The organism is Oerskovia rustica, from assembly GCF_014836555.1.
Lineage (GTDB): Bacteria > Actinomycetota > Actinomycetes > Actinomycetales > Cellulomonadaceae > Oerskovia > Oerskovia rustica.
Window position 1 is genome coordinate 72,110 of sequence record NZ_JACSQQ010000005.1, and the last position, 22,952, is coordinate 95,061.

The following is a 22,952-nucleotide window of genomic DNA, read 5'->3' on the forward strand; positions in this document are numbered from 1 at the left end:
GCGTACGGTCGGGGCCCACGGGTCGGTGCGCAGCCAAGGCGTCACGGGCAGGTGACGGTCTCGCCCTGCCACACGACGGTCTCGCCCGAGGGGACGTTCTGGCAGGTCTCGAGCAGGTCGTTGACGAGGGCCCCGCCTGCGGTGAGGAAGATGATCCCACCGATGATCGAGGCGACCAGCAGCACAGCGCCCACGATGATGCCGGCGAGCGCGATGCCGTTCTTGTAGCCGGCCTTCTTGGACTTGCTCAGCGCGACGATGCTGAGGATCAGACCGATGAGCGACGTGCAGCCGAGGATCGACAGGACGAGGCCCACGATGCCGAGCGTCTTGCCGGGGTCGGTCGCGGGGGCCGCGGCGCCGTACCCCTGGGGGGCGGGCGCCTGCGGTGCGCCGTACTGGGGCGCCTGGGGTGCGCCGGGGGCCGGGACGCCGTACTGCGGCGCCTGGGGTGCCTGGCCGGCAGCCGGGTCCTGGGGCGCGCCGTAGGGGTCGGGCGTGCTGGACGGGTTCTGGTCAGAGTTGGACATGTCGCTCCTTGTGGACGGGCTGGGATCGGGCCCAAGTATGGCGTGCCTGGTGACCCCGGACAACGCTCGCCCGTGACGTGTCGGGAGCGACGTCGTCGGTCTCGCACCGCGCGGGCCGGTTGTGAAGGTCTCGTGGCGTCGACGATCTCGTCGTGGACAAACCTACGCTTGCGTAGGTTGTGCGGGTACTGTCGGTCACGTTCGCGACGAAACCACCCGTCGGATGTGCTGCCCCCGGGCGTCGCGTCTGTGACCACGAGAGGCCATCCCTTGACGCTCGACGCCACCGCTCCTGGCCGCGCACAGTCTCCGCGTGAACGCCAGGTCAGCGAGTTCACCGCTCTCACCCGGACCGTCCAGGAGCTCGGCCTCATGCGCCGTCGCTACGGGTACTACTGGACCAAGTTCTCTGTCCTGCTCGCCCTGCTCGCGGCGACCGGGGTCGCGTTCGTCCTCATCGGCGAGTCCTGGTGGCAGATGGGCATCGCCGCGCTGCTCGCGGTGCTCCTGACGCAGACGGCGTTCCTGGGGCACGATGCCGCGCACCGCCAGATCTTCCGTTCGGGCGGTTGGAACGACTGGGCGAGCCTGGTCGTCGCCAACCTCCTGGGCGGGCTGTCCTACGGCTGGTGGCAGCACAAGCACTCGCGCCACCACGCCAAGCCCAACACCCGCGGCGGCGACCCGGACATGATCAACGGCGTGCTGGTCTGGGAGACCGAGACCCTCACCGAGACCAAGAGCGGGCTGCGCGCGTGGTTCGCCGCGCGACAGGGATACCTCTTCTTCCCCCTGCTGCTCCTCGAGGGCCTCAACCTGCACGTCTCGGGCATCAAGACCATCTTCGGCCGGGGGCCGGTCAAGCGCCGCACCGTGGAGATCGTGTTCGTCGTTCTCCGTCTCGGCGGCTACCTCGCAGCCGTCTTCCTTGTCCTGCCCGTGGGGATGGGCTTCGCCTTCCTCGGCGTCCAGCTCGGCCTGTTCGGGGTGCTCATGGGGGCGTCGTTCGCGCCGAACCACAAGGGCATGCCGACCGTCGCCCCGGACGTCAAGATCGACTTCCTGCGCCGTCAGGTGCTCATGTCCCGCAACATCACGGGTGGCCGCTGGGTGGACGTCGCGATGGGCGGCCTGAACTTCCAGATCGAGCACCACCTCTTCCCGAGCATGCCGCGTCCTTCGCTGCGCAAGGTCCGACCCATCGTCAAGGAGTTCTGCGCCGAGCGGGGCATCCTCTACACCGAGACGACCCTCGTGGACTCGTACCGGATCGTCGTCCGGTACCTGAACAGGGTCGGCCTCGCGGCGCGCGACCCGTTCCAGTGCCCCCTCACGGCGCAGTACCGTTCGGTACGCTGAGCCTGCGGGCGGTCGACTCCGACGGCAAGCGACGGCATCGGGCGACGGAGCCCCACGGCGACGCGCCGACGACTCGGCGCGACACACGCAGTAGGGGATGATAGAGACGTGAATTCACGGAAGGTCCGATTTGTCCTGGTCGCCACGTCGCTCGCGCTGACGACGTCCCTGCTGGCCGCGTGCGGCGGCGGCGACGTGTCGGGCGAGGGGTCCGAGAACCCGACCCAGGACCTGCGTGCCGCGGCGGTGGACAAGATCGCCCCCGTGCTCGTCCTGACCTCGACCGATCCCGCGGAGCTCGCGCTCACGGCGAGCCAGTCGTTCTTCGAGCGGGCTCCCGTGGTGGTCCTGGCCGACGCGGACGACGAGACCGCACAGGGTGCCGCCGCGGCGGCCGCGCTCGATCTCCACGCGCCGGTCCTGCTCACGGGCGGGGCGATCGCCGACAGCGGGCTCGCCAAGGAGGTCGAGCGTCTCGGAGCGGTCACCGCCGTGGTCGTGACGCCTGACCGGGCGCCGAACGTCGACGCGGCCGGGGTCGTCACCGCCGGGGCTGCTGCCGTGCCGGTGCTGTCGAGCGAGGACCTGGAGCAGGAGGCGAGGAAGTCCGTCGAGGCGATCGACCCCGCTCTCGACGCCGTCACGCTGGACGCGGGCGCACTCGTCGCGACCGCGGACGGCGGGTCCGAGATCGACGAGAACGACCTGGCCGAAGTGCGTGACCAGCTTCCCGAGACCGCGTCGCCCCGACTTCTCACGGAGGTCCTGGCGCTGGTCGACGAGGCGCCCGGTCAGACGGCCGCGCTCGCGACGGCGCAGGCCGCCGGAGTGGTCCCGCTCGCGGTGGCCGGGGGCGACCCGCGGGCGACCAGCGCATCGGTCCAGGCCATGGCCAAGGCCAAGGCGCTGGCCGTCGTCGGCATCGGCGAGTCCTTCGGCACGGTCGACGACCTCACGGCGCGTGTGCGGGCGGCGGAGACGGGGGTGGAGCTCGTCGGGGGCGGGCAGCTCGTGTCCGAGGGCAAGCGGTTCGTGGTGCTGCCCTCGACCACCGTCCCGTCGACCCCGGCCAAGGTCGCCGAGATGGTCGAGAAGGCCGCGTCTCGCGCCGAGCCGTACGTCGAGGTCGCGACGGTCGCGGGCGACGAGACGGTGACGGTCCCGACCGTGGAGCTCGTCGTGACCGAGGCCTCGGGAGCCGCGGGCAAGGACGGGAACTACTCGACCGAGCTCGCCGTGGAGGCCGTCAGGCCCGCCGTGCAGGCCGCGCTCGACGCGGGGCAGCAGGTGCTGCTCGAGATCCAGCCCGGCCGGGCGTCGTTCGTCGACCAGGTCGAGCGGTACGCGGACCTGCTCGCGCTGCCCGGGGTGGGTGTCTCGCTCGACCTCGATGCTCGCCGTGCGGGCGGCGCGGTGAAGAAGGACGGGGAGGTTCCCGCGGAGGAGATCAACGAGGTCGTCTCGTACCTGGCGGGCTTCGTGGAGGCGAAGACGCTCCCGCAGAAGTTGCTCGTCGTGCACGCCTCGACGCCGAGGTCGGTGACGAACCTCGGTGCTCTCGCCACGACCGACGACTCGGTCGTCGTCGTGGTGCACTCCGACGTCGCAGGCTCGTACTCCGCACGGAGCAAGGCCTGGGACGCGCTCACGGCGGGTGCGCCCGCGGCCCTGCGCTGGGGGCGTACAGACCTCGCGGGCGAGGTGACGCCCGAGCGGGCCGCGACCACGGAGCCGGTCGCCCCGGCGCCTCTCGTCGTCGTCGTCGAGTAGGTCGGGCGCGCAGCCCGGTCGCGTTCTTGTTCCCGTCGGCCGGGCCGGTTACGGTATGTCGGCCAGTACAGACGAATCGATTCGACAGGGTCGGGTCGAGACAACCACGACGACGAGGTCTCCGATGGTCGCCATCATTCCCCAGCCCCTGCAGGTCGACTCCCCGGCAGGAGGCGAAGCGCTCCCGCTCGAAGGGGCCGTCGTCGTCGCCGGTCCCTCCGCCGTCGAGCAGCACGTCGCCGCGTACGCCGCCGAGCTCCTGACGCGTGCGGCAGGCACGCGGGTCACGGTCGCGGGCTCCCGGCCCGACGGCGCCCCCACGGTCGAGCTGCGTCTCGCCGAGGACGCGGGCCCCGCGGGGTCGACGAGTCCCGAGCGCCACACACTCGAGGTGTCCGGGTCGGGGGCCGTGCTGACCGCCGTCCAGCCCGTCGGGCTGTTCGACGCCGTGCAGACCCTCCGCCAGCTCGTGACCGAGGGCGAGCAGGGCGCGGAGGTGAGCGCCGTCGTCGTGCGCGACGCCCCGCGCTACGCGTGGCGCGGCCTCTCGTTCGACGTCGCCCGCAACTTCTTCCCGCTCGAGCAGCTCGAGCTCGTGATCGACGTCCTCGCGTCGTACAAGCTCAACGTCCTGCACCTGCACCTCACGGACGACCAGGGCTGGCGCATCGAGACCCCGTCGCGACCTGAGCTCGCGAAGCTCTCGTCCGACACCTCGACGAGCGGCAAGGCCGGGGGACACCTGAGCCTCGCGGACTTCCGCCGCCTGCAGGACTACGCCGCAGACCGCTTCGTGACCGTCGTCCCCGAGATCGACCTGCCCGGGCACACCAACGCCGCGACCGCGGTCTACGGCGAGCTGCGCGCCGACGGGCAGCGCACCGCCAAGTACGAGGGCATCGAGGTCGGGTTCTCGCAGCTCACCTACGACCTGCCCGCGACCGAGCCCTTCCTGCGCGACGTCCTCGCCGACATCGCCGCGATCACGGACGGCGACTACCTCCACGTCGGCGGTGACGAGGCGCTGACGCTCGGGGCCGAGGAGTACGCGAAGTTCATCGCGCTGCTCGAGGAGATCGTGCTCGGCACGGGCAAGAAGGTCATCGCCTGGCAGGAGGCCGCGCAGGCCGACACCAGGCCCGAGACGCTGGTCCAGTACTGGGACACGCGCACCGACGTCGCGCCCTTCCTGGCCGCGGCGGAGCGCGGTTCACGTTTCATCATGTCGCCCGGCAACCACGCGTACCTCGACATGAAGTACACCGCCGAGTACCCCCTGGGGCAGGACTGGGCCGGGCTCATCGAGCTGCGTACGGCGTACGACTGGGACCCGGCCGAGATCATCCCCGGGCTGCCCGCCGATCAGGTCGAGGGCGTCGAGGCCGCGATCTGGACCGAGACCCTGTCGACCCAGGAGGAGCTGTTCGGCATGCTGCTGCCGCGGCTGTCCGCCGCAGCGGAGGTCGCCTGGACCGCCCCCGAGCGCAAGGACTGGGAGGACTACCGTCGCCGCGTCGTGAGCGAGGCCGCGACGTGGCGCCGCGAGGGCCTGCCGTTCCACGAGACGCCGCAGGTCGACTGGTCGTAGCCGACCGCACGCTCGGCGCCGCGTCGGGGCGGGCGGCTAGATCCAGCTCGGCAGCCACATGTGCAGGCGCCAGAACCACTCGGGGACGTTCATGGCCGTCCAGATCGGGTAGAAGAAGATGCTCATCACCACGATCACGGTCATGAGCGCCGTCACTCCCCAGATCACCCAGCCCCTGGCCGAGGGGAGCCGTTCGGTCCGCTCCAGCAGGACCGTCACGACGTAGACGAGCGCGAGGACCACCCACGGGGTGAACACGATCGCGTAGAACGTGAAGATCGTGCGGTCCGGGTACGCGAACCAGGGGAGCCAGCCGGCGACGAGGCCGCTGAGGACGGCCGTGGCCCGCCAGTCCTTGCGCCACACCAGGAGCACCACGGTCGCGACGACCGCGAGGGCCGCCGACCACCACAGGACCGGGTTGCCGAGCGACGTGACGACGCGCGCGCACTCGTCGTAGCCGCAGCCCGTCACGCCGTCGGACCCGTCGCGGTAGTAGAACGACGTCGGGCGCCACTGGACGAGCCAGCCGACGGGCTTGGAGGCGTACGCGTGCTCGGCGCTGAGCCCGGTGTGGAAGTCCATCATCTTCTGGTGGTACGCCCACAGCGACCGCAACGACTCGGGGAGCCACTGCACACCCTCGCCGGGGTGCTCCGCGGCCCAGTCCCGCATGTACGCGCTGGGCGAGCGGAACCAGGAGAACCACGTGGCCAGGTAGGTGAGCGCCGCGGTGGGCAGCATGATCAGCGCGGCGGGGACGGCGTCGAGCAGGAGCGCGTCCTCCCACCACCGCTTGATCCCGACGGCGCGGCGCGCGCTCGCGTCCCACAGCACCGACAGCAGCGCGAACACGGCGAGGAAGTACAGGCCGGACCACTTGACCCCGCACGCGAGGCCGAGCGAGACGGCCGCCGCGAAGCGCCACCACCTCCACCCGAGCCACGGCCCGTACCGGCCGATCTCCTGGCCCGCGTCGAGGATCGCCCCCACCTTGTCGGCGAGCCGCCGCCTCGCCTGCTCCCGGTCCAGCAGCAGGAAGCCGAACGCGACGAGCACCCAGAACATGAGGAAGTTGTCGAGCAGCCCCGTGCGCGAGTGCACGATCGCCATGCCGTCGATCGCCAGCAGCCCGCCCGCGAGGACGCCCATCGCGGTCGACGCGAACAGGCGGCGCGCGATCCGGGCCAGGAGGAACACGGCGAGCACGCCGACCACCGCGGTCGAGATGCGCCACGACCACGGGTTCTCGGCGCCCCCGAAGAGCTGCATGCCGCCCGCGATCATCCACTTTCCCAGGGGAGGGTGCACCACGTAGTCGGGCAGGTTCAGGAACGTGTCGACGTTTCCCGCCTCGAACGCGGGATTGGGCTCCTCGGGCCACTTCGCCTCGAACCCGACCCGCAGCAGCGTGTACGCCTGCTTGACGTAGTACGTCTCGTCGAAGACCAGGGTGCTGGGGCGGCCCAGGTCCCACAGCCGCAGCACGCCGGCGAGCAGCGCGACGAGCCCGGGGCCCAGCCAGCTCCACAGCCGGTCCTTCGACGTCGCCCCGAGCGCGAGGCGGCGCGCGCCGAGCAGCGTCAGCAGCAGGCGGTCCCGGGCCGGCAGCGCCGGGTCCGGCGCCTCGACCGTCTCGGCCCGGGGTGTCGGGAACGGGTCGTCGGTCGCGGGGGCAGGGACGGCCGGCGTCGGGTCCGAGGAAGGCTGGGGCACGTCGGCCATCGTAGGACGTGGAACGCTAGGGGGTATGAGCACCGCCCGCCCCGCGCCCGCGCCCACTCCTGAGTCGTCCGTCCCCCTGCCCGACGGCGCCGCACCGGTCCGGGCCGCAGGGCACCTCGCCGAGGCGGGCGAGCAGGTGGGAGGCGAGGCGCCTGAGGCGAGCGACGTCGTCGGGCCGGAGGACGGGACCTCCACGGCGAGCGACCACGAGACCTCGGACGAGGGCCTGCCCGCCGGGCGCGGCGCCAAGGACGACGGGCACCTGGTCCTGGCCGCGACGCCCATCGGCAACGTCGAGGACGCGAGCCCGCGGTTGCGACGCCTCCTGACGGAGTCCGCGGTCGTCGCGGCCGAGGACACCCGCCGCCTGCACGCCCTCGCCGCGCGCATGGGCGTGTCGATCGGCGGACGCGTCGTGAGCTATCACGAGCACAACGAGGTCGAGCGCGCCGACGAGCTGCTCGACGTCGTCGAGGGCGGTGGCACGGTCGTGATCGTGACCGACGCCGGCATGCCGTCCGTCTCGGACCCCGGCTACCGGGTCGTGACACGGGCGGTCGAGCGTGACCTGCCCATCACCTCGGCCCCCGGCCCGAGCGCGGTCCTGACCGCGCTCGCGCTGTCCGGCCTGCCGACCGACCGCTTCTGCTTCGAGGGCTTCCCGCCCCGCAAGCCCGGCGAGCGCGCCCGCACGTTCGAGGCCCTCGCGCGCGAACCCCGGACCATGGTCTTCTTCGAGGCCCCGCACCGCATCGACGACACGCTCGCCGCGATGGCCGAGGGCTTCGGGGCCGACCGCCCCGCGGCCGTGTGCCGCGAGCTGACCAAGACGTACGAGGAGGTGCTGCGCGGCACGCTCGGCGAGCTCGCTGCCGAGGCCGCCGACCGTCAGCTCCGGGGAGAGATCTGCGTCGTCGTGGCCGGGGCGCCCGCGCGCGAGGCCGTGTCCGTCGAGGAGCTCGTCGCGGAGGTCCTGGCCAGGGTCGCCGCCGGGGAGCGCCTCAAGGAGGCCGTCGCCGAGGTCGCGACCGCCGCGGGCGTGCCCAAGCGCGACCTGTACGCGGCGGCGCTCGCGGCGCGCAAGGCCTGACGGGCTCACCGGCCGGCGGGCGGGGCTGCCCGTCAGGACGAGCGAGGACCCGAGGCCACGCTCGTCCTGACGAGCCTCACGCCTCGGTCGAGCGCACCAGCTCGACGCCCGCCGCCGCGAGCTCGATCCGGGCAGCCTCCCCGAGCTCGGCCGAGACCGGGACCGTGAGATCCGTCAGGACCCGGGTCGCGAGCCCCAGCGCGTGCGCGTCCAGCGCGGTCGCCCGGACGCAGTGCGACTCCGCGATCCCGACGACGTCGGCCGAGGAGACCCCCGCCTCCTGGAGGACCTGTGCGAGGGAGCGGCCCTCGCCGTCGACCCCCTCGAAGCCCGAGTACGCCGCCTGGTACTCGCCCTTCTTGACGCTCGCATCGGGAGCGAGGTCCGCGAGGGCCGGGTGCAGCTCGGCGTTCGGCGTGCCCGCGAGGCCGTGCGGCGGCCACGTGTCGACGAAGTCGGGAACCTCGGGGGCTGTCGCGAAGTGGTGGCCCGGGTCGACGTGCCAGTCCTGGGTCGTCACGACGAGGTCGTAGCCCGCGCGGCGCTCGGCGGCGAAGACCGCGATGGCCTCGGCGACCGCGTTGCCGCCCTCGACCGCGAGCTCACCGCCCTCGCAGAACGTGGGCTGGACGTCGACGACGATCAGGGCACGGCCCGTGGCCGGGGTGTCGGTGCTGGTCATGGCACCACTCTGCCACCGCCCGGCGGGGCGGGGAACGCGCGGGGTCGGTCCGGGTCCACGGGCGGGGTGCCGGGGTGCGGGCATCGGCGTCGGCGATGGTGGCGGGCGTTGGCGGCGCGCGCCGGGCCCGTCGTTCGTAGGCTGGGTCGAGATCCGCCGGCGGGCCTCGTCGGACGGTCCGAGCGAAGGAGCCCGAGGATGAGCACCACAGGCGCGACCGACCGCCCGAGCCCGACCGAGCACGAGACCGGGCCGGCGACCGCTCCCTCCGCCGGTCACGCGCCGGGGGAGCGGCCCATCGGGTACTGGCTCAAGCTCGTCGACCGGCTGATCGACCAGAGCTTCGACGACGTCTTCCTGCGCACCGGCCTCACCCGCCGCCACTGGCAGGTCCTCAACATGATCCGCGACGGCGTCTCGGACGCCACGACGGTCGACAGCGTCCTGTCACCGTTCGCGCCCGCGGGCGGTGCCGGTGGTTCCCCAGGCCAGGCGGCCGGGGTGTCCGCCGAGATCTCCGACCTGCGGACCAGGGGCTGGATCGCGCAGGGAGGATCGGGCTGGGAGGTGACGGTCGCGGGCCAGCACGCCTACCACGACCTGCTCGACGCCGTCTCGATCACGCGTGAGCGGCTCGCCGAGGGCATCACGCGCGAGCAGTACGACCGGACGATCGCGACGCTCGAGCAGATGGCCCGCAACCTCGGATGGGCACCGGGGGCCTGAGAGCGGGGGACGGCGGGGACGACCCCGGCGCGATCTCCGGGCTGTCGAGCCCGCTCGGGCGGCCGCTGTGGGCAACGGCGCCCGGGGCAAGGGAACCGCGTACCCTGACGGCGCGAGCCGCGTCTGGAGACCAGCCCCGCCCGACGGCGCCGGTCGCACCCGCCGCCCGCGCGCCCCTGCCGCCCACGAGACACCGAGGACCGACATGCTTCACGACGAGGCCCTTCGCGCCGTCCAGGACCCGGCAGCGCCACCGACCGTGCTCGCCCAGGTCGCGGCCGAGCACCCCGACCTGCGCCCCCACGTCGCCGTGCACCCCGGCGCCTACCCCGAGCTGCTCTCCTGGCTCGCTGCCTGGGGCGACCCGGCCGTCGACGCGGCGCTCGCGGCCCGTGCACGGGAGGAGGCCGACGCGCCCCGGTTCGCCTCGCCCTACGCACCACGCGCCGTCGCGGGTCCGTCGGAGGTCGGGCAGCCTTTTGCGTACCCCGCCTCGACGTACCCCGCTGCGCCGGCCCCGGGGACGGCGTACCTGGCCGCACCATCTCGCGCCGCGACGTACCCGGGCGGGGCGGCCTACGCCGTCGGGCCGCAGGTCGCCGCGGTCCACGGGCCCCGGCCCTCCTCCCCACGGCGGGCGCGCGTGACCCTGCTCGCCGTGCTCGCCGGCCTGGTCCTGGTGCTCCTCGTGGCGCTCGTCGTGTTCCTGGCCACGACCGGCGGAACGCCCTCCGCCGCCCCCGCGACCGGGACCGAGCAGGGCCAGGGCGCCTCGCCCGGCACCTCGCCTGCACCCGAGCAGGGCTCCACGTCGGACGCGCCCGCGAACGCGACGCCCGACCACGGCCTCCTCGCCGGGGCGGGGGACCCGGCGGCCCCGGTGACCATCGAGGTCTACGTCGACTACATGTGCCCCGTCTGCGGGCAGTTCGAGGAGATCAACGGCGCGGGGCTCGCAGCCCTGCGGGACGACGGGAGCGCCCGCGTGGTCGTCCATCCCATCGCGATCCTCGACCGGTACTCGCAGGGTTCGCAGTACTCGACGCGCGCGGCCGCGTCGGCGGCCTTCGTGGCCGACCGGGCCCCCGACACGTTCCAGGACTTCCACGCCGGACTCCTCGCGGGCCAGCCGGAGGAGGGGACGGCAGGACTGAGCGACGAGCAGATCGCGGACGTCGCCCGCGCGGCAGGAGTGCCCGCGGACGTCGCCGCCGAGATCGCCGACGGGGGTGCGTCGCAGTTCGCGGGCTGGGTCGCCGCGGCGACCGGCACCGCGACGGGCGACCCTGCGCTCGAAGGCCCACGCGGCTTCGGCACGCCGACCATCGTGATCGACGGCGAACGGTGGGAAGGGGACTGGACCGACCCGCAGGCGCTCCCGCGGGCGGTCGAGGGCGAGTCCGTCTGAACCGGCCGTCCGACCCCTGCGGACCGGACGGCGCTCGTGCGCGGGGCAGGCGTACCCTGCCATGCATGCCACGCGAGATGGAGTTCCGCCGGATCCCCGGCCTGCCCCCGTACGTCTTCACGATCATCGACTCGCTCAAGCTCGAGGCACGCCGCGCCGGGCGCGACGTGATCGACCTGGGCTTCGGCAACCCCGACCTGCCGAGCCCGCAGGTCGCGGTCGACAAGCTCGCGGAGGCGGTCCACAACACGCGCAACCACCGCTACTCGGCGTCGCGCGGCATCCCCAAGCTGCGGCAGGCGGCGGCGGACATGTACCAGCGCCGGTTCGGCGTGACGCTCGACCCGGACACCGAGATCATCTCGACCATCGGCGCCAAGGAGGGGTTCAGCCACCTCATGTGGGTCCTGCTCCAGCCGGGCGACGCCGCGATCGTGCCGACGCCCAGCTACCCCATCCACATCTGGGGTCCGTACTTCGCGGGGGCCGACGCCCGCCAGGTCGCGATCGGTGACGGCACGGACGCGGCCGGGTACATCGACCGCGTGATGGAGTCGTGGGAGTACGGGTGGCCCAAGGCCCGCGTCGTGGTCCTGTCCTTCCCGCACAACCCGACCACGACGATCGCGACCAAGGAGGACCTGCAGCGCCTGGTCGACTGGGCGCGCGAGCGCGACGTGGTCCTGGTGCACGACCTCGCCTATGCCGACATGACGTTCGACGGCTGGCGCCCGCCGTCGATCATGGAGTGCGACGGGGCCAAGGAGGTCGCGGTCGAGCTCTACTCGATGACCAAGTCGTACTCGATGGCGGGCTGGCGCGTGGCGTTCCTCGTAGGGCGCCCGGACGTCGTGGGGGCGCTCGCGAAGCTCAAGTCGTACCTCGACTACGGCACGTTCCAGCCCATCCAGATCGCGGCGACCGTGACGCTCAACGAGGCGCTCGACTTCCCGACCGAGGTCTCGGCGGTGTACGAGTCGCGCCGCAACACGCTGTGCGACGGGCTCGACCGCATCGGGTGGGACATCCACCGGCCGAAGGGCACCATGTTCGCGTGGGCTCGCATCCCCGAGCCGTACCGCGAGATGGGGTCGATCGAGTTCGCGACCCACGTGATCGAGGAGTGCGACGTCGCGGTCTCGCCCGGGGTCGGGTTCGGGCCCGGGGGCGACGGGTTCGTGCGGTTCGCCCTTATCGAGAACGAGCAGCGCACCGCGCAGGCGATCCGCAACCTCAAGAAGGGGCTGACGCGGCTGCAGTAGCGCGGCGCGCCTGCGACGATTGGCTGCGACGACGGTGCCGGTCGGGTGCCGGTCGGGTGCCGGACGGATGCTGGGAGGCGGCCATGCAGGTGTGGCGACGATCGCCGCGGATGCTGGCCGCGGCCACGCTCCTGGCCCTGGCGGCGTGCTCGGATGAGGCGTCTGACGGTCTCGGTCCCACGGTGACACCACCCGGGGAACCGTCCGGGACCGCTGCGCCGGCGCCGAGTCCGGCGCCGACCCCCACGGTGCCGTTGTCCGTCGTCCCGTCGGTCACCGCGGCGGCGAGGTCCCTGATCGACGACCTGCCCTCACCCTGGGGCCTCGCCGCGCTCCCCGACGAGCGGGTGCTGAGCACCTCGCGCGACGAGGGGACGGTGAGCGTCCTGGACCCAGCGGCAGGGACCGTGACCCGGGTCACCGGCCCGGGCGCCGACGATCTCGCGTCCGGCACCGACCACGGAGGCGAGGGCGGGCTGCTGGGGGTCGCGGTCTCGCCGACCTTCGCGACCGACGGCACGGTCGTGGTCTATCGGACCGGCGCGGACGGCAACGAGGTGCTGCGCGGAACCTTCGACCCGGGCACGGCGGTGCTCGGCGAGCTGACGACGGTCGTGGACGGCATCCCGAAGGCGAGCAACCACAACGGCGGCCAGGTCGCGTTCGGGCCGGACGGCTTCCTGTACGTCGCGACGGGTGACGCGACCGAGTCGGGGGCAGCGCAGGACCCGGACTCGCTCGCGGGCAAGATCCTGCGGGTCGCCCTCGACGGCCAGGCGGCGCCGGGCAACCCGGGCGGCTCGCGCGTGTGGAGCCTGGGGCACCGCAACGTGCAGGGGCTGGGGTGGGACGCGACGGGACGGATGTTCGCGAGCGAGTTCGGCCAGAACACCCTCGACGAGGTCAACGTGATCGTCCCGGGCGGCAACTACGGCTGGCCCGAGCGCGAGGGCACTCTCGGTGCCGCCACCGCCCCTGACGGGACGGCCTTCGTCGACCCGGTCGCGACCTGGCCCACGTCGGAGGCGAGTCCGAGCGGCCTCGCGGTCCTGCGTGACGCCGTGTACGTCGCGGGGCTGCGCGGTGAGCGCCTGTGGCGCATCCCGTTCGCGTGGGCCCCGGACCAGTCGCCCGACGGCGGAGGCTCGCCCTCGGCGTTCGGCGAGCCGCAGGCGCTGCTCACGGGGGAGTGGGGGCGGCTGCGTGCCGTGGTCCCGTTCCCCTTCCGGGCCACGGACACGGACCGGCCGTGGGCGCTGCTCGTGCTGACGAACGAGACGGACGGGCGGGGGAGCCCGTCCGCGGGCGACGACCACCTGCTGCGGGTCGGCTTCGGGACGGGCTGAGCGGGCGCGTCACCGTCGGCGGGCGGGTACGTCACCGTCGGCGTGGTCCGCGGACGGCGGCGCAGCAGCGGGGCCGAGCCAACTACGATGAGGACCATGCCTGACGCAGCCCCGGAGACCTTCTATCTCACGACCCCGATCTACTACGTGAACGACGCCCCGCACATCGGGCACGCGTACACGACGGTCGCGGCCGACGTCGTCACCCGCTGGCACCGCCAGCGCCAGGAGCCGGTCTGGTTCCTGACGGGGACGGACGAGCACGGTCAGAAGGTCATGCGCACGGCCGAGGCCAACGGCGTGACCCCCCAGGAGTGGGCGGACCGCCTGGTCGAGAGCTCGTGGAAGCCCGTCCTGCACACGCTCGACGCGCTCAACGACGACTTCATCCGCACGACCCAGCCGCGCCACACCGACCGTGTACAGGCGTTCATCCAGGACCTGTACAACAAGGGCGAGATCTACGCGGGCTCGTACGAGGGCCCGTACTGCGTGGGCTGCGAGGAGTACAAGCTCCCGGGCGACCTGGTCGACGGCACGGGCGAGTACGAGGGTCAGAAGCTCTGCCCCATCCACGGCAAGCCCGTCGAGATGCTCTCCGAGCAGAACTACTTCTTCAAGATGAGCGCGTACCAGGACCGCCTGCTCGCGCTCTACGAGGCGCACCCCGAGTTCGTCCAGCCGGCCAGCGCCCGCAACGAGGTGCTCGCGTTCGTCAAGGGCGGCCTGCAGGACCTGTCGATCTCGCGCAACACGTTCGACTGGGGCATCCCCATCCCGTGGGACACCACGCACGTGCTCTACGTGTGGTTCGACGCGCTGCTCAACTACGCGACCGCCGTCGGGCTGGACAGCGACGACCCCGAGCAGCAGGCCAGGTTCGCGGCCACGTGGCCCGCGAGCGTGCACCTCGTCGGCAAGGACATCCTGCGCTTCCACGCGGTGATCTGGCCCGCGATGCTCATGGCCGCGGGACTGCCCCTGCCCAGGACGGTGTTCGCGCACGGCTGGCTCCTGGTCGGCGGCGAGAAGATGAGCAAGTCGAAGCTCACGGGCATCGCCCCGAGCCAGATCATCGACCACTTCGGGTCCGACGCGTTCCGCTACTACTTCATGCGTGCCATCGCGTTCGGCCAGGACGGGTCGTTCTCGTGGGAGGACCTCTCGGCCCGCTACAACGCGGAGCTCGCGAACGGGTTCGGCAACCTCGCGTCGCGCGTCGCGGCCATGGTCGGCAAGTACTACGGGGGCGTGCTCCCGCAGGCGGGCCCCGCCGGGCCGGCCGAGCAGGCGCTCGAGCAGGTCGCCGCCCAGGCGGTCGCGGCCGCCGAGAGGGCGATCGACGCGCTCGCGATCCACGAGGCCATCAACGCGGTGTGGACGCTCGTCGACGCCACGAACCTGTACCTCACGGAGCAGGAGCCGTGGAAGGTCGCGAAGCTCGACGAGGAGAAGACGGCCGACGCCGTCTCGGTCCAGGAGGGCCGCCTCGCCACGATCCTCGTCACGGCCGCCGAGGCGCTGCGCTCGCTCGCCGTCCTGCTCCACCCGATCACCCCGAAGGCCGCCCAGGCGCTCTGGGAGTCGCTCGGCGCCGAGGCGCCGCTCGGCACGCTCGCGGTCCAGCCGGTCGACGGCGCCGCGCGCTTCGGTGCGCTGCCCGCCGGCACCACGGTCACCAAGGGCGCGTCGCTGTTCCCGCGCCTCGAGGACCCGGTCGTCGAGGGCGCCTGACCGTGGCGCGCAAGCGCGAGCGCGGGTGGCCGCCCGCCCCCGAGGCGCTGCCGCTGCCCGTGGTCGACGATCACACGCACCTCGAGTCGATCGCGGGCGTCCTGCCCGACGTCGACGAGGAGGGGCGAGCGGTCCCCGTCCCGACGGTCGAGCAGCACCTCGAGGACGCGGCCCGGGCGGGTGTGGACCGGATGGTGCAGGTCGGCTGCGACCTGCCCTCCGCCCGGTTGACCGACGTCCTGGTACGTGAGCACCGGGCGCTCCTCGGCGCGATCGCGATCCACCCCAACGAGGCGACCCTGCACGCGGGCGTCACGGAGGTGGGCCCCGACGGCCTGACGCCGGCGCCCGAGGCGCGTCACGCCGTCGGGCTCGACGACGCGATCGCGGAGATCGCCGCCCTTGCGCGCGGCAACGACCGCATCCGCGCGATCGGCGAGACGGGCATGGACCTGTTCCGCACCGGATCACAGGGCGCGGCGGTCCAGCGCGAGTCGTTCCGGGCGCACGTCGCGCTCGCGAAGGAGCTCGGGCTCCCGCTCCAGATCCACGACCGGGACGCGCACGCCGAGGTCGTCGAGGTGCTCCTCGCGGACGGCGCGCCCGAACGGACCGTCTTCCACTGCTTCTCGGGCGACGTCGAGATGGCCCGGTTGTGCGCGGCGCAGGGCTGGTACCTGTCGTTCGCGGGCCCCGTGACGTTCGGCGCGAACGACGAGCTGCGTGCGGCCCTCGCGGCGGTCCCGCTCGCCCAGGTGCTCGTCGAGACCGACGCGCCCTATCTCACGCCGCACCCGTACAGGGGGCGTCCCAACGCCCCCTATCTGCTGCCGCACACGGTGCGCAAGGTCGCCGAGGTCACGGGCGTTCCGCTCGTCGAGGTCTGCGCCCGGCTGAGCACGACGGCCGAGCAGGTCTACGGCCCCTGGTGAGCCGGGGCCGTCGGGGCCGGTGCGCCGGCCGCGACGCGCCGGACGGACTTCCCCCGGAGGTCACGTATCCATTACGGTCTGCATGTCCGTGATGCCCGGTGCATCGCGGGCCGGGATGCGAGAAGAACGGATGGATCACGTGGTCGGTCGCGCGGGCGCCCTCAGGGACTCCCTGACGGGCAGGCGGCGGCTCGTCGCGCAGGCGGCGATCCTGGCGACCGTGGTCGGTGCGACCGGGGTCTTCGCGCTCGCCCACAAGTCCGTGACGATCGACCTCGACGGCGAGGTCCGCACCGTGAGCGCCTACGGTTCCACGGTCGGCGAGCTGCTGGCGTTCCAGAAGATCACGGTCAAGGACAGCGACCTCGTCGAGCCCGCCGCCTCGGCCGCCGCGAGCGACGGAGGCACGATCGTCGTGCGGACGAGCCGCGAGGTCTCCCTGGAGGTCGACGGCGAGCCGCAGACCTTCGTGACGACCGCGAGCACGGTGGGCGAGCTCATCAGCGCTCTGGGCCCGCGCGCGGAGGGTGCCAAGACCTCGGCGTCGCGCTCCCAGTCGATCGGACGGGAGCAGATCCGCGTCTCGACGCTCAAGACCGTCCACGTCGCGGTCGACGGCGGGGTCGTCTCGGCCACCACGGCGGAGGCCTCGGTCCAGGGTGTCCTCGACCACGCGGGGATCGTGCTGTCGGAGGGGGACGCGGTCTCGGTCCCGCTCGGCGCCGCGGCCGTCGACGGCATGCTCGTCCTGGTCACCCGTGCGGCGCAGGGGGCGGCGACGGTCACGGAGTCGCTGCCCTTCGCCACGGAAGAGGTCAAGGATCCCTATCTCCCCCAGGGGCAGCGCAACGTCAGGACCTCCGGCAAGGTCGGCGAGGCGGTCACGACCTACGAGATCCAGACGGTCGGAGGGGCCGAGGTCTCGCGGACCGTCCTCGAGCGCACGGTCACCCGTGAGCCGCGTACCGAGGTCGTCGTGGTCGGCACGCTCGACCCGTCGACGATCAAGGTCGACCCGGGATCCTCCAAGGCGATCGCCAAGTCCCTCGCCGCCCAGCGAGGGTGGGGCGACGACCAGTTCGCGTGCCTCGACCTGCTCTGGATGAAGGAGAGCAAGTGGAACGCGACCGCGGAGAACCGGTCGAGCGGTGCCTACGGCATCCCGCAGGCTCTCCCCGGTTCCAAGATGGCCAGCGCTGGCGCCGACTGGCGGACCAACCCGGCGACCCAGATCACCTGGGGCCTGGGGTACATCGAGGGCCGCTACGGCACGCCGTGCGGGGCATGGAGCCACTCGCAGGCCAAGGGCTGGTACTGACACCTCTCGGACGCCTGTGCGGGGGCTCTCGTGACCACGGTGATGTGTCGCCCGTCTCCGGGACCTGTGAAGGTTTCACCCGCGAAGCGCGTATCACGCCCCTGACATAGGTGGAGAAATGCGGACAGAAGCGCCCCCGGATGCGGGTCGCACGGTTGGCAGCGGATAACGGATCGGTTACGGTCAACTGTCGCGCGCTGCTGCCCGTCCTGTGTTCACCCGCTCATCGCCGGGTGCGTCTCCCGCTCATCGCCGGGTGCCCAGGACCGGAGGGTGCGCGTCCTGCTGTGGTCCTGAGCATCGGGCCGTCGGCGGAAAACGACAGCCGGATCGGTCTTTCGGAACCAGCGGTGGGACGCCCTCGGGCGACCCGCTCCGACGCTCCTTCGAGCGCCGGGACCGTCGGTGGCGCACCGCGCCGCCCGAACTCCGTGCCCGGGAGGCTCGACGACTGGACTCGAGTGAAGAACCCCCTGAACCGGACCGCACACGCGGCCAGCGCCACTGCCCCCGTTTCTTCGACTTCTGATGGTGTCGAGGCTGAGGCCTCCGCCACTTCCCCTGCTGTGCGGCGTCGCCGTTGGCCCTTGATCGCCGGTGCGACTGCTGTCGCGCTCGTGGCGACCGGTGCGGTCGCGTACGGTTCCGCGAAGAAGACCGTCGAGCTCGACGTCGATGGTGAGATCACCACGGTGAGCACGTTTGCCGGTTCGGTCGAGGGTCTCCTGGCCGAGGAGGGTGTGCGGGTCACCGACAAGGACCTGATCGCTCCTGCGGGTGATTCCGCGCTCAAGAACGGTGCTGACGTCGTCGTGCGTTATGGGCGTCAGGTGACCGTGCAGACCGATGGTCAGCAGAGCGACGTGTGGGTCACGGCTCTGGACGCCGACGAGGCGCTCGACACGCTCGCGGGTCGTGGCGCCGACGTGCGCCTGGTCGCCTCCCGCGCCGGTGCCGACGGGCGTGCGGCCCTGCCGCTGCGTCTCGACGCGAACGGGCCCGTGAGCGTCGTGGCCGACGGCCAGACCAAGACGGCCCCCGACGGGTCGATCGGCGTCAACTCGATCCTCGACCAGCAGGGCGTCGTGCTCGGCGAGCAGGACCGCGTCTCGGTCGCCCGCGACGAGGCTGCGGACCCCGCGATCTCCCTCGTGGTGCAGCGCGTCGCCGTGAGCGACGTCCCCACCGTCACGCCGATCCCCTTCGAGACGGTCACCGAGCAGGACGCGAACCGCTTCGCGGACCAGGACCCGGTCGTCAAGCAGGAGGGCGTCGAGGGCGCCTCGACCAAGGTCGAGACCGTCACGACGGTCGACGGTGTCGAGGAGTCCCGCGTGCTCGTCTCGGATGGCGTCACGGCCGAGCCGGTCGCCAAGATCGTCGTGCAGGGCACCAAGGAGCGCCCGAAGGCGGCTCCGGCGCCCAAGGCCGCACCCCAGGCCGCCGCGGCGGCCCCCAAGGCGAGTGGGTCGGCGGCCGCTCCCGCGGCGCCGAGCACCGTCGGCGGTGACGTCTGGGCCGCTCTCGCGAAGTGCGAGTCGGGCGGCAACCCCGCGACGAACACCGGCAACGGCTACTACGGCCTGTACCAGTTCTCCGCCAGCACCTGGAGGGCCATGGGCGGCTCCGGCCTCCCGTCGGACGCGTCCGCCGAGGAGCAGACGATGCGCGCCCAGATGCTTCAGGCGCGGTCGGGCTGGGGCCAGTGGCCCGCGTGCACCAAGAAGCTGGGCCTGCGCTGAGCAGCAGGACGGCCTGACGGTCCCGCTGGGGCCGTCGGACGGAGAGGGTGCGATCCACAGCGAGAGCTGCGGGTCGCACCCTCTCCCGCGTCTGCGGTGCGACAAGGGCTGCGGCCACCGGTGTGCCGCCTGCGCCCGCCGGGTGCCGGCGCTCACCCCACCCCCGCCCACCCGTACCCGTGGGCAGTGTGCGAGGTCTGCCGGCGAGGGCCCGTTTCGTCCTGTGACGTGTCCCGCACGCTGCGAGATCGACTTGGTGATCCATAACGGATCGGTTACGGTCGAGTGTCTCGCGTGCAGAGTTCACCAGAGTGTGATGGCCGCGAGTGGTGCCGACCGGGAAGAAGCCCTGGAAGCGGCGCCCGGACCGCCGGATCGGCTGGTCGAGACCCCGGAGCGACCTCGTCGCCCCGCGCACGGCGCGGAAGGGGACAGTGCCACGACACGCCCTCGGCCCCCCGTGCCCGGACAGCACGACGACTGGACTCGAGTGAAGAACCCCTTCCGCACGACCGTGGACGCACAGCGCACGGCGCGTCACTCCGCAACCACCCCTTCGACTTCTGATGGTGTCGAGGCTGAGGCCTCCGCCACTTCCCCTGCTGTGCGGCGTCGCCGTTGGCCCTTGATCGCCGGTGCGACTGCTGTCGCGCTCGTGGCGACCGGTGCGGTCGCGTACGGTTCCGCGAAGAAGACCGTCGAGCTCGACGTCGATGGTGAGATCACCACGGTGAGCACGTTTGCCGGTTCGGTCGAGGGTCTCCTGGCCGAGGAGGGTGTGCGGGTCACCGACAAGGACCTGATCGCTCCTGCGGGTGATTCCGCGCTCAAGAACGGTGCTGACGTCGTCGTGCGTTATGGGCGTCAGGTGACCGTGCAGACCGATGGTCAGCAGAGCGACGTGTGGGTCACGGCTCTGGACGCCGACGAGGCGCTCGACACGCTCGCGGGTCGTGGCGCCGACGTGCGCCTGGTCGCCTCCCGCTCCACCGCAGACGGCCGCCCCGAGCTCGGCGTGAAGCTCGACGCGAACGGACCCGTCAACGTGGTCGTCGACGGCCAGACGGTCGTCGCGCCGGACGGCTCCATCGGCATCGACGCGCTGCTCGAGCAGCAGGGCGTCGTGCTCGGCGAGCAGGACCGCGTCTCGGTCGCCCGCGACGAGACGGCCGACCCCGCGGTCTCGGTCGTCGTCCACCGGGTCACCGTGACGGACGTCCCCACCGTGACCCCCCTCCCGTTCGAGACGACGGTCCAGGAGGACGCGAACGTCTACAAGGACGAGGCGTCGACCGTCGCCCAGGAGGGTGTCGAGGGCGCGCACACCCTCGTCGAGCGCGTCACCGTGGTCGACGGCGTCGAGGAGTCCCGTGAGGTCGTCTCGGACGGCGTCACGGCCGAGCCGGTCGCCAAGATCGTCGTGCAGGGCACCAAGGAGCGCCCGAGCGGCCCGGCAGCTGCCGGGTCGGCGCGCGAGATCGGGCGCCAGCTCGTCGCGGCCCGCGGCTGGGGCGGCGACCAGTTCCAGTGCCTCGACAAGCTCTGGACCAAGGAGAGCAACTGGAACTCCTCGGCGACCAACCGGTCGTCGGGCGCGTTCGGGATCCCGCAGTCCCTGCCGGCCTCGAAGATGGCCTCGGCGGGTGCCGACTGGCGGACCAACCCGGCGACCCAGATCACCTGGGGCCTGAACTACATCGCGGGCAGCTACGGCACTCCGTGCGCGGCGTGGGGCCACTCCCAGGCGAAGAACTGGTACTGATCCCGCGCGGACGCCGTGCCCCCTCCCGACGGAGGGGTTCGTACCGGGCCAACCGGTAGGCTTCCCTGCATGAACGACACCCCCAGCGCCCTGCTCGGTCCGGCACAGATCCGCGACCTGGCAGGGCGTCTGGGTGTGCGGCCCACCAAGACGCTCGGCCAGAACTTCGTGCACGACGGCGGGACCGTCCGCAAGATCGTGCGGACCGCCGGGATCGGGGCCGGGGACCGCGTGGTCGAGGTCGGCCCGGGGCTCGGGTCGCTGACCCTGGGGCTGCTCGAGGTCGGTGCGAGCGTGGTCGCCGTCGAGATCGACCCGCCGCTGGCGCAGCAGCTCGCGGCGACCGTCGCGGTGCACCAGCCGGACGCGGCCGACCGCCTCACGGTCGTCGCCGCCGACGCGCTCGAGGTCACCGAGCTCCCGGGCGAGGCACCCACTGCGCTGGTCGCCAACCTCCCGTACAACGTCGCGGTACCCGTCCTCCTGACGTTCCTCGAGCGCTTCGACTCGTTGCAGCGGGTCCTCGTCATGGTGCAGGCCGAGGTCGCGGACCGGCTCGCGGCGCCGCCCGGCAGCCGGACCTACGGGGTGCCGTCGGTCAAGGCGGCCTGGTACGCCTCGGCCTCGCGGGCCGGCACGGTAGGGCGCAGCGTGTTCTGGCCCGTGCCGAACGTGGACTCGGCGCTCGTCGCGCTCGACCGGCGCGCGCCTCCCAGCACGACGGCGACCCGCGAGGAGGTCTTCGCGGTCGTCGACGCGGCCTTCGCCCAGCGCCGCAAGATGCTCCGCTCGGCCCTGGCCGGGATCGCGGGGTCGTCGGCCGCGGCGGTCGAGGCGCTCGAGCGCGCGGGTGTCGACCCGACGGCGCGTGGTGAGCGGCTGACGGTCGAGGAGTTCGCGCGCATCGCGGAGCAGCTCCCGCTCGTGCGGGCCGAGGCGGCGGCTTCCGCAGGCGAGCACCCGGACCGACCTGGCACAGTGGACGCGTGAGCTCCCACCTGTCCGCTGCGCCTCCCGTCGCCGTGCGGGTGCGGGCGCCCGGGAAGGTCAACCTGTCGCTGCGGGTCGGGGCGTGCCAGGAGGACGGCTACCACCCGCTGGTCACGATCTTCCAGGCGGTCTCGCTGGTCGAGGAGGTCGAGGCGACCCTGGTGACGCCCGGCGAGGGCATCTCGCTGACGGTCTCCGGGGCGCAGGCCGAGCGTGTCCCGGTCGACGGGTCCAACCTCGCGTGGCGTGCCGCGGAGTCGCTCGCCCGCTACACCGGGGTGGATCCCGACGTCCGGCTGCACATCCGCAAGGGCGTGCCCGTCGCGGGCGGCATGGCCGGTGGGTCCGCCGACGCGGCGGCCACGCTCGTCGCGTGCGACCTGCTGTGGGAGACCGGGCTCTCGCGGGGCGAGATGGCTGACCTCGCGGCGGGGCTCGGCTCGGACGTGCCGTTCGGCCTGGTCGGGCACACTGCGGTGGGCACCGGACGGGGTCATCTCCTGACCCCGGCGATGTCCCGTGGCGAGTTCCACTGGGCCTTCGCGGTGCGCGACGAGGGGCTGTCGACGGCCAAGGTGTTCCAGACGTTCGACGAGGTCGTGGGCGGGACCCCCGACGTCGAGCTGTCGGACGACACCGAGCTCATGCAGGCGCTGCGTGCCGGGGATCCCGTGGGGCTCGGTCGGGCGCTGCACAACGACCTGCAGGCCGCGACGCTCGCCCTGGCGCCCGAGCTGGCCCGGACCTTGGAGGTCGCGCACGAGGTCGGGGCTCTCGGGGTGATCGTCTCGGGCTCGGGCCCGACGATCGCCGCCCTCGCCCGCAGCCGGCAGCACGCGCTCGCGATCGCGGCCTCCTGGACGGCGGCGGGCGTCGCGGACTCGGTGCACTGCGCCACGGGCCCGGCGGCGGGCGCCCGCGTCCTGCCCTCCTGACGCACGCACTCCCCGGGTCCGCCACGTCCTGGCGCCCGCGTGCCGACGCGTAT

General features: G+C 72.7%; 18 protein-coding genes. 15 read left to right on the plus strand and 3 right to left on the minus strand.

From position 1 onward, the window contains the following. Positions 1-41: 41 nt before the first annotated feature. Positions 42-530, minus strand: coding sequence for a DUF4190 domain-containing protein (locus H9652_RS04345; RefSeq protein WP_191795043.1), 489 nt, complete (start codon positions 528-530; stop codon positions 42-44). Between the two features lie 270 nt (positions 531-800). Here H9652_RS04345 and H9652_RS04350 point away from each other — a divergent pair, with 270 nt between their 5' ends. From H9652_RS04350 to H9652_RS04360, 3 genes are all read left to right on the plus strand, one after another. Continuing rightward, a complete protein-coding gene (locus H9652_RS04350) occupies positions 801-1,889 on the plus strand; it encodes a fatty acid desaturase family protein (RefSeq protein WP_225227709.1) in 1,089 nt (362 codons plus the stop codon). Positions 1,890-1,997: 108 nt separating this feature from the next. After that, positions 1,998-3,659 (plus strand): hypothetical protein, encoded by a 1,662-nt coding sequence (locus H9652_RS04355; RefSeq protein WP_191795044.1) that lies wholly within the window; start codon positions 1,998-2,000, stop codon positions 3,657-3,659. Between the two features lie 124 nt (positions 3,660-3,783). Beyond that, the gene (locus H9652_RS04360; RefSeq protein WP_225227710.1) at positions 3,784-5,247 is read left to right on the plus strand and encodes a family 20 glycosylhydrolase; all 1,464 of its coding nucleotides are present in this window, start codon (positions 3,784-3,786) and stop codon (positions 5,245-5,247) included. Between the two features lie 36 nt (positions 5,248-5,283). Here the strand turns inward: H9652_RS04360 and H9652_RS04365 are convergent, their stop codons facing one another. Beyond that, positions 5,284-6,972 (minus strand): dolichyl-phosphate-mannose--protein mannosyltransferase, encoded by a 1,689-nt coding sequence (locus tag H9652_RS04365; protein ID WP_191795046.1) that lies wholly within the window; start codon positions 6,970-6,972, stop codon positions 5,284-5,286. Positions 6,973-6,997: 25 nt separating this feature from the next. On the opposite strand from H9652_RS04365, the gene rsmI reads away from it, so the two are divergent. Next, positions 6,998-8,062 (plus strand): 16S rRNA (cytidine(1402)-2'-O)-methyltransferase, encoded by a 1,065-nt coding sequence (rsmI, locus tag H9652_RS04370; protein ID WP_318243973.1) that lies wholly within the window; start codon positions 6,998-7,000, stop codon positions 8,060-8,062. A 76-nt stretch (positions 8,063-8,138) separates the two neighbouring features. Here the strand turns inward: rsmI and H9652_RS04375 are convergent, their stop codons facing one another. Beyond that, entirely contained in the window at positions 8,139-8,744 is a 606-nt protein-coding gene (locus tag H9652_RS04375) for an isochorismatase family protein (protein ID WP_191795047.1), read from the minus strand. Between the two features lie 198 nt (positions 8,745-8,942). Here H9652_RS04375 and H9652_RS04380 point away from each other — a divergent pair, with 198 nt between their 5' ends. The 11 genes from H9652_RS04380 to H9652_RS04430 all read left to right on the plus strand — a co-directional run bounded on the left by H9652_RS04380 (position 8,943) and on the right by H9652_RS04430 (position 22,899). Continuing rightward, entirely contained in the window at positions 8,943-9,470 is a 528-nt protein-coding gene (locus H9652_RS04380; protein WP_191795048.1) for a hypothetical protein, read from the plus strand. A gap of 205 nt (positions 9,471-9,675) precedes the next feature. Continuing rightward, the gene (locus tag H9652_RS04385) at positions 9,676-10,878 is read left to right on the plus strand and encodes a DsbA family protein (protein ID WP_191795049.1); all 1,203 of its coding nucleotides are present in this window, start codon (positions 9,676-9,678) and stop codon (positions 10,876-10,878) included. 65 nt (positions 10,879-10,943) lie between these two features. After that, positions 10,944-12,140 carry an aminotransferase class I/II-fold pyridoxal phosphate-dependent enzyme gene (locus H9652_RS04390; RefSeq protein ID WP_225227711.1) on the plus strand — a complete coding sequence of 399 codons (1,197 nt, stop codon included), beginning with the start codon at positions 10,944-10,946 and terminating at the stop codon, positions 12,138-12,140. Positions 12,141-12,388: 248 nt separating this feature from the next. Further along, complete coding sequence (locus H9652_RS04395) at positions 12,389-13,486, plus strand: PQQ-dependent sugar dehydrogenase (RefSeq protein ID WP_318243974.1); 1,098 nt, start codon at positions 12,389-12,391, stop codon at positions 13,484-13,486. Between the two features lie 96 nt (positions 13,487-13,582). Beyond that, positions 13,583-15,220, plus strand: coding sequence for a methionine--tRNA ligase (gene metG / locus H9652_RS04400; protein WP_191795051.1), 1,638 nt, complete (start codon positions 13,583-13,585; stop codon positions 15,218-15,220). 2 nt (positions 15,221-15,222) lie between these two features. Next, on the plus strand, positions 15,223-16,152 hold the full coding sequence (locus H9652_RS04405) for a TatD family hydrolase (RefSeq protein WP_191795052.1): 930 nt from the start codon (positions 15,223-15,225) through the stop codon (positions 16,150-16,152). A 130-nt stretch (positions 16,153-16,282) separates the two neighbouring features. Further along, positions 16,283-17,470, plus strand: a complete 1,188-nt coding sequence (locus tag H9652_RS04410; RefSeq protein WP_191795053.1) for an aggregation-promoting factor C-terminal-like domain-containing protein — start codon at positions 16,283-16,285, stop codon at positions 17,468-17,470. A gap of 587 nt (positions 17,471-18,057) precedes the next feature. Then, positions 18,058-19,212, plus strand: a complete 1,155-nt coding sequence (locus tag H9652_RS20185; RefSeq protein ID WP_318243975.1) for a transglycosylase family protein — start codon at positions 18,058-18,060, stop codon at positions 19,210-19,212. Between the two features lie 625 nt (positions 19,213-19,837). Beyond that, on the plus strand, positions 19,838-20,974 hold the full coding sequence (locus tag H9652_RS04420) for an aggregation-promoting factor C-terminal-like domain-containing protein (protein ID WP_225227713.1): 1,137 nt from the start codon (positions 19,838-19,840) through the stop codon (positions 20,972-20,974). Between the two features lie 69 nt (positions 20,975-21,043). Continuing rightward, positions 21,044-21,964, plus strand: a complete 921-nt coding sequence (gene rsmA / locus H9652_RS04425) for a 16S rRNA (adenine(1518)-N(6)/adenine(1519)-N(6))-dimethyltransferase RsmA (RefSeq protein WP_191795056.1) — start codon at positions 21,044-21,046, stop codon at positions 21,962-21,964. Further along, entirely contained in the window at positions 21,961-22,899 is a 939-nt protein-coding gene (locus tag H9652_RS04430; RefSeq protein ID WP_191795057.1) for a 4-(cytidine 5'-diphospho)-2-C-methyl-D-erythritol kinase, read from the plus strand. Before rsmA ends, H9652_RS04430 begins: the two co-directional genes overlap by 4 nt. Positions 22,900-22,952: the final 53 nt, after the last annotated feature.

What these genes read in the sequence shown, in the direction of transcription:
- H9652_RS04410 (WP_191795053.1), top strand. Translation starts at nt 16,283, where the DNA reads ATGGATCACGTGGTCGGTCGCGCGGGCGCCCTCAGGGACTCCCTGACG.
- H9652_RS04375 (WP_191795047.1), bottom strand. Translation starts at nt 8,744, where the DNA reads ATGACCAGCACCGACACCCCGGCCACGGGCCGTGCCCTGATCGTCGTC.
- H9652_RS04345 (WP_191795043.1), bottom strand. Translation starts at nt 530, where the DNA reads ATGTCCAACTCTGACCAGAACCCGTCCAGCACGCCCGACCCCTACGGC.
- H9652_RS04390 (WP_225227711.1), top strand. Translation starts at nt 10,944, where the DNA reads ATGCCACGCGAGATGGAGTTCCGCCGGATCCCCGGCCTGCCCCCGTAC.
- H9652_RS04360 (WP_225227710.1), top strand. Translation starts at nt 3,784, where the DNA reads ATGGTCGCCATCATTCCCCAGCCCCTGCAGGTCGACTCCCCGGCAGGA.
- H9652_RS04385 (WP_191795049.1), top strand. Translation starts at nt 9,676, where the DNA reads ATGCTTCACGACGAGGCCCTTCGCGCCGTCCAGGACCCGGCAGCGCCA.
- H9652_RS04365 (WP_191795046.1), bottom strand. Translation starts at nt 6,972, where the DNA reads ATGGCCGACGTGCCCCAGCCTTCCTCGGACCCGACGCCGGCCGTCCCT.
- metG (WP_191795051.1), top strand. Translation starts at nt 13,583, where the DNA reads ATGCCTGACGCAGCCCCGGAGACCTTCTATCTCACGACCCCGATCTAC.
- rsmA (WP_191795056.1), top strand. Translation starts at nt 21,044, where the DNA reads ATGAACGACACCCCCAGCGCCCTGCTCGGTCCGGCACAGATCCGCGAC.
- rsmI (WP_318243973.1), top strand. Translation starts at nt 6,998, where the DNA reads ATGAGCACCGCCCGCCCCGCGCCCGCGCCCACTCCTGAGTCGTCCGTC.
- H9652_RS04380 (WP_191795048.1), top strand. Translation starts at nt 8,943, where the DNA reads ATGAGCACCACAGGCGCGACCGACCGCCCGAGCCCGACCGAGCACGAG.